Annotated in this window: 5 protein-coding genes; 3 read left to right on the top strand and 2 right to left on the bottom strand. The window is 66.0% G+C overall.

Annotated features, from left to right (window positions below; translation table 11 throughout):
- Positions 1-3 precede the first annotated feature (3 nt).
- Together V7Q81_RS03705 and V7Q81_RS03700 are read right to left on the bottom strand one after the other, a co-directional pair.
- The gene (locus V7Q81_RS03705; RefSeq protein ID WP_333840459.1) at positions 4-2,193 is read right to left on the bottom strand and encodes a 3'-5' exonuclease; all 2,190 of its coding nucleotides are present in this window, start codon (positions 2,191-2,193) and stop codon (positions 4-6) included.
- Positions 2,194-2,266: 73 nt separating this feature from the next.
- Positions 2,267-3,163, bottom strand: a complete 897-nt coding sequence (locus V7Q81_RS03700) for a phosphoribulokinase (RefSeq protein ID WP_333840457.1) — start codon at positions 3,161-3,163, stop codon at positions 2,267-2,269.
- A gap of 231 nt (positions 3,164-3,394) precedes the next feature.
- On the opposite strand from V7Q81_RS03700, the gene leuS reads away from it, so the two are divergent.
- The 3 genes from leuS to V7Q81_RS03685 all read left to right on the top strand — a co-directional run bounded on the left by leuS (position 3,395) and on the right by V7Q81_RS03685 (position 10,447).
- A complete protein-coding gene (gene leuS / locus V7Q81_RS03695) occupies positions 3,395-6,004 on the top strand; it encodes a leucine--tRNA ligase (protein ID WP_333840455.1) in 2,610 nt (869 codons plus the stop codon).
- Positions 6,005-6,448: 444 nt separating this feature from the next.
- Complete coding sequence (locus V7Q81_RS03690; protein ID WP_442954749.1) at positions 6,449-6,673, top strand: DUF504 domain-containing protein; 225 nt, start codon at positions 6,449-6,451, stop codon at positions 6,671-6,673.
- A 150-nt stretch (positions 6,674-6,823) separates the two neighbouring features.
- Positions 6,824-10,447, top strand: a complete 3,624-nt coding sequence (locus V7Q81_RS03685) for a hydantoinase B/oxoprolinase family protein (protein WP_333840453.1) — start codon at positions 6,824-6,826, stop codon at positions 10,445-10,447.
- The last annotated feature ends 60 nt before the right edge of the window (positions 10,448-10,507 follow it).

The raw sequence follows: 10,507 nt of genomic DNA, 5'->3' as shown, positions 1-10,507 counted from the left end.
GGCTCAATGGGCGGGGGTAAGCTTGGCGTACTCCAGAGCCAGCCACTTGAGTCCCGCATCGGAAAAGCGTACCTGCACCCGGGCGTCGGGGCCCCGGCCTTCGCAGTTGACGATGACTCCCCGGCCGAACTTGGGATGGAGCACGCTCTGGCCTACGTACCACTGGGGGCCGTCGGCCAGACGAAACGCCGGCTGCGGCCAGGAGGATGCCGGGGGTGGAGCCGGAGCGGACGGAGCCCGGTGCACAATGCCCGCGCCCCCCATACTCCTCACCAGCTCCGCCGGGACTTCCCGTAGGAACCGGGAGGGTACGTTGTAGCGGGTCTGACCATGGAGCATGCGCGTGTGGGCGAGACTCAGGTACAGCCGCCGCCGGGCGCGGGTGAGGGCAACGTACATGAGCCGCCGTTCCTCCTCCACACCGCCAGGGTCCAACAGGCTCTGTTCGTGGGGAAAGAGCCCCTCCTCCAGGCCGGTGACGAATACGGCGTGGAACTCCAGCCCCTTGGCCGAGTGCACGGTCATGAGCTGGAGCGCCTCCGCGCCACTTGCTGCCTGGTGCTCGCCCGCCTCTAGGGCGGCGTGGGCCAGGAAGGCCGTCAAGTCGTGTTCTTCCGCCTCTTGGACAAAGGCGCTTGCCGCGTTGATCAGCTCATCCAGGTTCGCCAACCGCTCCTCCCCTTCCCGTTCGGCACGGTAATGGGCGGCGAGCCCGCTCGCTTCGATCGCGTGCTGTACCAGCTCCGGCAAGGACAAGGCGGAGGCCGCCGTGCGCAATTCGTCGATCAGCGCCACGAACCCCTCGATTCCCTTGCGGGTCCCCTCCGGCTTCTGCCCCCTGGCCTCCACGCGCCTGCGCACCGCCTCCCACAGGCTCAAGCCCGCCGCCGCCGCCTCGCTGCGCAGCTGCTCCAGGGTACGGGCGCCGATGCCCCGCGCAGGAAAATTGATGACCCGCTCGAGGGCCCCATCGTCGCCGGGGTTGGCCGCCAGGCGCAAGTAGGCAAGCGCATGCTTGACCTCCTGCCGCTCGAAGAACCGAAGCCCTCCGTATACCCGGTACGGGACGCCGGCGCTGAAGAGGGCATGCTCCAGCACCCGGGACTGGGCGTTGGAGCGGTACAACACCGCCATGTCGGAATAGGGCACGCCTTCCCGACGTAGAGCCCGCACCTCCTCCACCACGAACTGGGCCTCTTCCTGGTCGGTCAGGGCCTCATACAGGCGCAGGGGTTCGCCCTCGCCTTCCGTGGTCCAGAGGTTCTTGCCCAGACGATGACGGTTGTGTTTGATCACGGCATTCGCCGCCGCCAGGATGTTGCCCGCGGAGCGGTAGTTCTGCTCCAGTTTGATGAGGCGATAGCCCGGATAATCCCGCTCGAAATCCCGCATGTTCTCAGCGCAGGCCCCGCGGAAGGCGTAGATGGACTGGTCGTCGTCGCCTACCGCGAACACTGGCCTGTCCCGGCCCGCCAAGTGCTTGAGCCACAGGTACTGAAGGCGGTTGGTGTCCTGGAACTCGTCCACCAGGATATGGGCGAAGCGGTTGCGGTAATGCTCGGCGAGCATCGGCTCGCGGCAGAAAAGCTCGTAGGCCCGAAGCAGGAGCTCGGCAAAGTCCACCACTCCCTCCCGGTTGCACTGCTCATCGTAGGCGGCGTAGAGCTCTACCATGCGGCGGCTGCGCTCGTCCGTGACCTCCACCTGGGGAGCGCGCAGGCCTTGCTCCTTGGCGGCATTGATGAAGTACTGAAGTTCCCGGGGCGGCACCTTTTCTTCGTCCACCCGCAGCCCCTTGAGCAGGCGCTTCACGAAAGCGAGCTGGTCCTGGCTGTCCAAGATTTGGAACAACGCGGGCAATCCCGCCTCCCGGCAATGGGCCCGCAACAGCCGGTTACACAGGCCGTGGAAAGTGCCCACCCACATGCCCCGGGGATGGATGGGCAGCATGGCCGAGAGGCGGATCAGCATCTCCCGGGCCGCTTTGTTGGTGAAAGTGACCGCCATGAGCCCATGGGGGGCCGCCTGCCCGGTCTGGATCAGGTAGGCCATGCGGGTGGTGAGCACCCGCGTTTTGCCGCTGCCGGCGCCTGCCAGCACCAGCGCCGACTGGGGCTCACCCGACGGCTGGCGCAAGGGAAGGGTGACGGCTTCGTGCTGCTGGGGATTGAGTCCGGACAGGAGCTGCGACATGGAAGAATACGGGGCTACTCAAAGCCCCGTATTCTACACCGCGCCCGCTCCCCGCCCCACGCGGGAGGTGGCCTCACACGCGAGTGAGAGCCTCCAGCGCGTTCAACTGCTTGCTTTTGGAGATCAGCTCTTGAATCAGGGGGGTGATGATGATCTCCATGGCCATGCCCATCTTGCCTCCGGGCACCACGATAGTGTTGGGCCGGGACATGAAGGAGTTGTGCAGCATCGCCAGCAGATAGGGAAAGTCCACGCCGCGGGGGTTGCGGAAGCGGATCACCACGAAGCTTTCGTCCAGGGTGGGGATGTCCCGGGCGATGAAGGGGTTGGAGGTGTCCACGATGGGCACCCGCTGGAAGTTGATGTGGGTGCGGGAGAACTGGGGCGTGATGTAGTGCACATAATCGTGCATGCGCCGCAGAATGGTGTGGGTCACCGCTTCCAGGGAATAGCCCCGGTCGTTCATGTCTCGATGGATTTTCTGGATCCATTCCAGGTTCACCACCGGCACCACGCCGATCAGCAGGTCCACCTTGCCAGCGATGTCGACGGTGTCAGTCCGCACGCCTCCGTGCAACCCTTCGTAGAACAAGAGATCGGAGCCCTCGGGAATGTCCTCCCAGGGCGTGAAGGTGCCGGGCTTTTGGCCGTAGGGGGCCGCCTCCTCCTCGTTGTGGAGGTATTTGCGGTACTTCCCCCGGCCGCTTTCCCCGTAGGTGCGAAACAGGTTTTCCAGCTCCTCCCACAAGTTCGCCTCCGGGCCGAAGTGGCTGATGGCGCGTCCCTTCTTTTCCGACTTCTCGATCTGGCGCTTCATCTCCTCCCGGTCGTAGCGGTGAAACGCGTCACCCTCGACGAACACCGCGTTGATCTTTTCCCGGCGGAAGATGTGCTGGAATGCCTGTTTGACCGTGCTGGTGCCCGCCCCCGACGAACCGGTGACCGCAACGATGGGATGTTTCTGCGACATGGCCTGCTCCTCGTCCCGTGGCGTACAAGGGGCGTCGACGGCACTCCGATGCCCCAGTATACGAAACGCCAATTTAACAGAGGGCCTCGAAAGGCAAGATACGACTTGCTTATCGTATCGATAGCGTTTCCTGGCGAACGACCCTTCCCGTATTGGCAGCCGCCCGTTGCGCGCGGCACGCTATAATGCGCTTTTTACTGAATTCGCTGAATTTTTTCGAGGCGTGAGGCAATGGAAGCCCACTACCACCCGCAGCTCATCGAGGCGCGGGCCCAGGCCCATTGGGACAAAACCGGCCGCTTTCGCGCGCTGGAGGCCACGGACAAGCCCAAATACTACTGCCTGTCCATGTTCCCCTACCCGTCAGGCAAGCTCCACATGGGGCACGTGCGCAACTATACCCTCGGCGACGTGCTGGCCCGCTACCACCGCATGCGCGGCTACCACGTGCTGCAGCCCATGGGCTGGGACGCCTTTGGGCTGCCCGCGGAAAACGCTGCCATGGCGAACGGCGTGCCGCCGGCCCGATGGACCTACGACAACATCGCCTACATGAAGCAGCAGCTTAAGTCCCTGGGCTTCGCCATCGACTGGGAGCGGGAGCTGGCCACCTGTCGGCCCGAATACTACCGCTGGAACCAATGGCTGTTCCTGCGCATGCTGGAGAAGGGCCTCGCCTACAAGACCACGGGCATCGTGAATTGGGACCCGGTGGACCAGACGGTGCTCGCCAACGAGCAAGTGATCGACGGCCGGGGCTGGCGCACCGGGGCGCTGGTGGAAAAGCGCGAGATCCCCATGTACTACCTGAAGATCACCGCCTACGCGGAAGAGCTCCTGGCCGACCTGGACAAGCTTCCCGGCTGGCCCGAACGGGTAAAGACCATGCAGGCCAACTGGATCGGCAAGAGCGTAGGGGTGCGCTTCGCCTTCCCGTACACCCTGCCGGAGGGCGAGAAGGGCCTGCTCTGGGTCTTCACCACCCGGGCCGACACCATCATGGGGGTCACTTTCTGCGCCGTGGCAGCCGAGCACCCCCTCGCCGCCCGTGCCGCCCGCAACAATCCCCAGCTTGCCGCCTTCGTCGAAGAGTGCAAGCGGGGCTCCGTCATGGAGGCAGAGCTCGCCACCCTGGAAAAGAAGGGCATGCCCACGGGGCTCACGGTAAGGCATCCCCTCACGGGCGAAGCGATCCCGGTGTGGGTGGCTAACTACGTGCTCATGGGCTACGGCGAGGGAGCAGTCATGGCCGTGCCCGGCCACGACGAGCGGGACTTCCATTTCGCGAAGAAATACGGCCTGCCGATCAAGCAGGTGATCGAGGTGCCCGGAGAGTCCTTCTCTACCGACGCCTGGCAGCCCTGGTATGCGGACAAGTCCCGAGGGCGCTGCGTCAACTCCGGCAAATACGACGGCCTCTCCCACGAGGCGGCGGTGGAGGCCATCGCCGCAGACTTGAAGGCCCTGGGTTTGGGCGACAAGCAGGTGCAGTGGCGACTGCGGGACTGGGGAATCTCCCGCCAGCGCTATTGGGGCTGCCCGATCCCCATCATCCACTGCGAGACCTGCGGCGAGGTGCCGGTGCCCGACGAGGAGCTCCCAGTAGTGCTGCCCGAGGACCTGGTGCCCGACGGCAGCGGCAATCCCCTGGCCAAGACCCCGTCCTTCTACGAATGCCTGTGCCCTCGCTGCGGGAAAAAAGCGCGGCGGGAGACGGACACCATGGACACCTTCGTCGACTCCTCTTGGTACTATCTGCGCTATTGCTGCCCAGACAACCACCGGGCCATGGTGGACGAGCGGGTCGAGCACTGGATGCCGGTGGACCAGTATATTGGCGGCATCGAGCACGCCATCCTGCACCTGCTCTATTCCCGCTTCTGGACCAAGGTGATGCGGGATCTGGGGCTGCTCTCCTTCGACGAGCCTTTCACCAACCTCCTCACCCAGGGCATGGTGCTGAACGAGATCTTCTACCGCAAAACCGAAGGCGGGCGCATCACCTACTACAATCCGGCGGACGTGGACGTGCTGACCGACGAGCAGGGGCGCCGCCTCGGCGCCGTGCTGCGCGCCGACGGACTGCCGGTGGAGTCCGGCGGCATCGGCACCATGTCCAAATCGAAGAACAACGGCGTCGACCCCCAGGCCCTGATTGAAAAATACGGCGCCGACACGGCCCGACTCTACATGATGTTTGCCTCGCCGCCGGAGCAGACCCTGGTCTGGTCGGACTCAGGCGTGGAGGGCGTGTATCGCTTCGTGCGGCGACTGTGGCGGCTCGCTGCCGAGCACGAGGAGGTGATCCGCGGCGCCCCGACGCAAGCCGCCGGCGAGCTCAGCCCAGAGCTCAAAGCATTGCGGCGGGAAATCCACGTCCATCTTAAACAGGCCAACTTCGATTTCCAGAAGTTTCAATTCAACACCGTGGTTTCGGCGGCGATGAAGATGCTAAACGCACTGGAGGCCGCGCCCGCGGGCAGCGACAGCCGCGTCCGGGGCGCCGTCCTGCGGGAGTCCATGGGGATACTCCTTCGGCTCCTCGCCCCCATCGCCCCCCATGTCACCCACGTCTTGTGGGAAGAGCTGGGCTACCCGGGGGACATCCTGGACGCCCCCTGGCCCGAGGCCGACGAGACGGCCCTCGCCGTCGAGGAGGTGGCGCTGGTAATCCAGGTGAACGGCAAGCTGCGGGGCGAGGTGCGCGTGCCTGCCCAGGCCGACCGGGCCACCATTGAAAGGCTCGCCCTGGAGAGCGAGCCGGCACGTAGGTTCGTCGCCGGCCAGCCGGTCAAGCGCGTGGTGGTGGTGCCAGGGCGGCTGGTCAACATCGTGGTGTAGCAGCCGGCAGGCGCCCCGGCGTGGCCGGATTGGAGAGTCCGGTTGCCCGCAGCGTCGCCCCTCTCCCAGGAGGGAGGGTCTCATCCGGGAATCGATCGCGATCGACCCTGCGGACGGGGAAAATGGGGCGCAAAGAGCGCCGTACAGTGGCGTATGAATCGAGCGCGTGCCGCGGCGCCAGGTTACTCCATGGCATATGACCCTGAACTGATCATGGCAATCTGCGCGCACGCCTTCGCGCCATGCCTTACCCGGACGCTCCCCATCGTGAAAGACCCTCATGCAGGAAAAAGTCTTGCGCTATCCGGAGGCCGGCCAACAACAGAACTGGCAACCCGCCTGCGTCCCATCCTCCCCCGCCGAGTGGCGGGAAGGGATTCCTCTTCGGGTCGATGGCAAGGCGTCCTTTGAGACAATGCCCCCCTCCACGCGCTCCTCTCCCGCATCCGCTGGGATCCGGTCTTCGGCCGGGGGCGGTTCGAGCTCGGCTATTGGGACCGGGTCGAGGGTAGGATCGTGCGGGTGGCGCTCGGCGCAATCCGCACCGACCCGGCCGAGCCGGCGGTGTTTCAGGCGACGGATGAAAGCGGAGAACTGCACACCATCCCGTTTCACCGGCTGAAGGAGGTGTACCGGGACGAGGTGCTCATCTGGCAGCGGAAGCGTTGACAGGCTAAGCGATCGGGCGCTCTACGATACCTGATCGAGGCCTGCCCTTTCTTTGGGCTTCCTCTTGCCGGCCGAGGGGAGCGGGACAGCGCCCAGAGAGTCTTCAACCATCGACCGCGGACGCGACAGGCCTTTTGTTTCAACCAAACCATGGATGCGAACCGGGGCAAGTGGCAATTCTGGATCGACCGGGGCGGTACCTTCACTGATGTGGTGGCGCGCGCACCCGACGGCAAGCTCAAGACGCTCAAGCTCCTGTCGCAAGCGCCGAGCCTCTATCGGGACGCGGCGGTGGAAGGCATCCGCCGTATCCTCGGGCTTGCACCGCAGGCGCCGATTCCCGCCGAGGAGATCGAAGCGGTGAAGATGGGCACCACCGTGGCCACCAACGCCCTCCTCACCCGCACCGGCGAAGCCACTCTGCTCCTTATCACCCGGGGCTTTGGCGATCAGCTGCGCATTGGCTACCAGAGCCGCCCGCGCCTATTCGATCTGCACATCGTGCTGCCTCAGCCCCTTTACCGAAGGGCAGTGGAAGTGGACGAGCGCGTGACGGCCGAGGGCGAGGTACTCGTGCCCCTGGACGAGGGCAAGGCGCGGCAGGCACTGGAACAGGCCTACCAAGAAGGTTTCCGATCGGTGGCCATCGTGCTCATGCATGCCTACCGCTATCCCCATCACGAGCGCCGCCTGGCCGAGCTCGCCCGCGCCGCAGGCTTCACTCAGGTGTCCGCCTCCCATGAGGTAAGCCCTCTCGTGAAGATCGTCCCGCGGGGTGATACCACCGTGGTGGATGCCTACCTCTCCCCCGTGTTGCGCCGCTACGTGGACGAGGTGGCCCGAGAGCTGGGACAGGTGCGCCTGCTATTCATGCAATCGAACGGCGGACTCACGTGGGCGCCACTGTTTCAGGGCCGAAACAGTCTCCTCTCCGGCCCCGCGGGGGGTGTAGTGGGGGCGGTGCGCACGGCGCGAGAGGCGGGCTTCGAAAAAATCATCGGCTTCGACATGGGGGGCACCTCTACTGACGTGTGTCATTACTGCGGCGCGCTGGAGCGGGTGTTCGACACCCAGGTGGCGGGGGTGCGATTGCGTTCCCCCATGCTCTCGGTCCACACCGTGGCCGCGGGCGGAGGCTCCCTCCTGCGCTTCCACCAGGGCCGCTTCCAGGTGGGGCCCGACTCGGCGGGGGCCGTACCCGGACCGGCCTGCTACCGCAACGCAGGACCGCTCACGCTCACCGACGCCAACGTGATGCTGGGGCGTATCCAGCCGGAGCATTTCCCCCAGGTGTTCGGTCCCGAGGGCAACGAGCCCCTGGATGCGGACATCGTGCGGGAGAAGTTCGTAGCCCTCGCCAGGCAAATTGAGCAGCAAACCGGTATCGCCCGCACCCCAGAGCAGGTGGCCGAGGGCTTTATCGAGGTCGCGGTGGCCAACATGGCCAACGCCATCAAGCACATCTCGGTGGAGCGGGGGTACGACGTGAGGGAGTACGTGCTCAACGGCTTCGGCGGCGCCGCCGGCCAGCACGTGTGCCGGGTGGCCGATGCTCTGGGCATCGAGACGGTGCTGCTGCATCCCCTGGCGGGCGTGCTCTCGGCCTACGGCATCGGGATGGCCGAAGTGACCGCGATTCGCAGCCAGGCACTGGAGCTGCGCCTCGCCCATGAGGCCCTTGCCCAGCTCATACACACGCTGGACATCTTGGAAGCTCAGGTGCGCGAGGAGCTCACGGCTCAGGGCGTGGCGGCGCCGCAGGCGCGCATCGCCCGGCATGTGCACCTGCGCTACGAGGGCACCGACACCGCGCTGATGGTGGAAGAAGGAACGATCGAGGCCATGACGCGCCAGTTCGAAGCGTTATATCGCCAGCTCTATGGCTTCCTCATGCCGGACCGAGCCCTGGTGGCCGAAGCGGTGTCGGTGGAAGGTAGCGCCCCGGCACAGAGGCCGCCCACCGCAGCCGACGCCCCCGTGGCCGCTTCGCCCGGCGGTCCCATCGCCCATGTGCGAATGGTGGCGGGCGGCAGCGTGCGGCAGACGCCCCTCTACCGGCGGGAAACATTGGCAGTGGGCCAGCGCATCGAAGGGCCCGCGCTCATCGCCGAAGCGAACGCCACCACCGTGGTGGAACCCGGCTGGGCGGCGCGGGTGGGCGACCGAGGCGAGCTCGTCCTCACCCGTGCGCTGCCCCGTCCCGTCCGGGTCGCCATCGGCACCCGCGCGGACCCGGTGAGGCTGGAGATCTTTAAAAACCTTTTCATGTCCGTCGCCGAGCAGATGGGCCTGCGGCTCGCCCAGACCGCCCATTCGGTCAACATCAAGGAGCGGCTTGACTTTTCCTGCGCGGTCTTCGACGGCGCAGGCAACCTGATCGCCAACGCGCCCCACATTCCGGTGCACCTGGGCTCCATGGGAGAGACGGTGAAGCAGGTGATCCGGGACAACGCCGGACGCATGCGGCCGGGGAACGCCTATGCGGTGAACGATCCCTACCAGGGCGGAACCCATCTACCCGACGTCACTGTCGTCACCCCAGTGTTCGATCAGGAAGGCCGCCACGTGCTGTTTTTCGTGGGCTCCCGAGGCCACCACGCCGACATCGGTGGCGCGACCCCCGGCTCCATGCCACCGCGTTCGACCCATCTGGCCCAGGAGGGCGTACTGATCCGCAACTTCCTCCTGGTGGAAGGCGGCCGATTTCGCGAACGGGAGCTGCTTGAGCTCCTTGCCTCAGGACCTTATCCGTGCCGCAACCCGCAACAAAACGTGGCGGACCTGCGGGCCCAGGTAGCCGCCAACGAGAAAGGCGCCCAGGAGTTGAGGCGCATGGTGCAGCACTACGGTTTGCCGGTGGTACAGGCCTACATGGACCACGTGCGCGCCAACGCCGCGCAGGCCGTGCGTCAGGCGATCGGCAAGCTCAAGGACGGCGCTTTTCACCTGGAAATGGATAACGGCGCCGTGATCCGGGTGCGGGTGACGGTCGACCGGGAAGCGGGGCGCGCCGTGGTGGACTTCACGGGCTCCTCGCCTCAGCGGCCCGACAACTTCAACGCGCCGTCGGCGGTGACCCTGGCGGCAGTGCTGTACGTGTTCCGCACCCTGGTGCAAGAGGACATTCCCTTGAACAGCGGCTGCCTGGAGCCGCTGGAGATCATCGTTGCCGACGGCTCCCTGCTCAACCCCCGCTCTCCGGCGGCGGTGGTAGCGGGCAACGTGGAAACGTCCCAGAACATCGTGGATGCCCTCTACGGCGCCCTGGGCGTGCTCGCCGCCTCCCAGGGCACCATGAACAACCTTACTTTCGGCAATGAACGCTACCAGTATTACGAAACCATCGCCGGCGGCGCCGGGGCCGGGCCGGACTTCGACGGCGCGAGCGCGGTGCACACCCACATGACCAATTCCCGCCTCACCGACCCAGAAGTGCTGGAGTGCCGCTTCCCGGTCCTGGTGGAAGCCTTCGCCATCCGGCGCGGCAGCGGCGGGCGTGGTCGCCACCGGGGTGGCGACGGCATCACGCGCCGCATCCGCTTCCTGGAGCCAATGACGGTTAGCATTCTCGCGGGACGTCGTCGGGTGAGGCCCTTCGGGCTCTGGGGCGGGGAGCCGGGTGCGCCGGGACGGGCCTGGATCGAGCGCCGGGACGGATCGCGTCAGGTGCTGGAGGCGACAGACGAGACGGCGGTAGAGGCGGGCGACTGCCTTGTGATCGAAACCCCGGGCGGTGGCGGATACGGCGCGCCCGACGTCTCGTCGGTGCATTGAGCGCAACTGCAGCGCACCGGCAGGAATGATAGGCCTGCGGTGCGGTGCGCCAGGGCGCGT

The sequence above is a fragment of the Pelomicrobium sp. genome, assembly GCF_036803785.1.
In the GTDB taxonomy this organism is placed as follows: Bacteria; Pseudomonadota; Gammaproteobacteria; order Burkholderiales; family UBA6910; genus Pelomicrobium.
The sequence above is the reverse complement of the archived record's forward strand: the minus strand, read 5'-3'. Positions and strand labels throughout refer to the sequence as shown.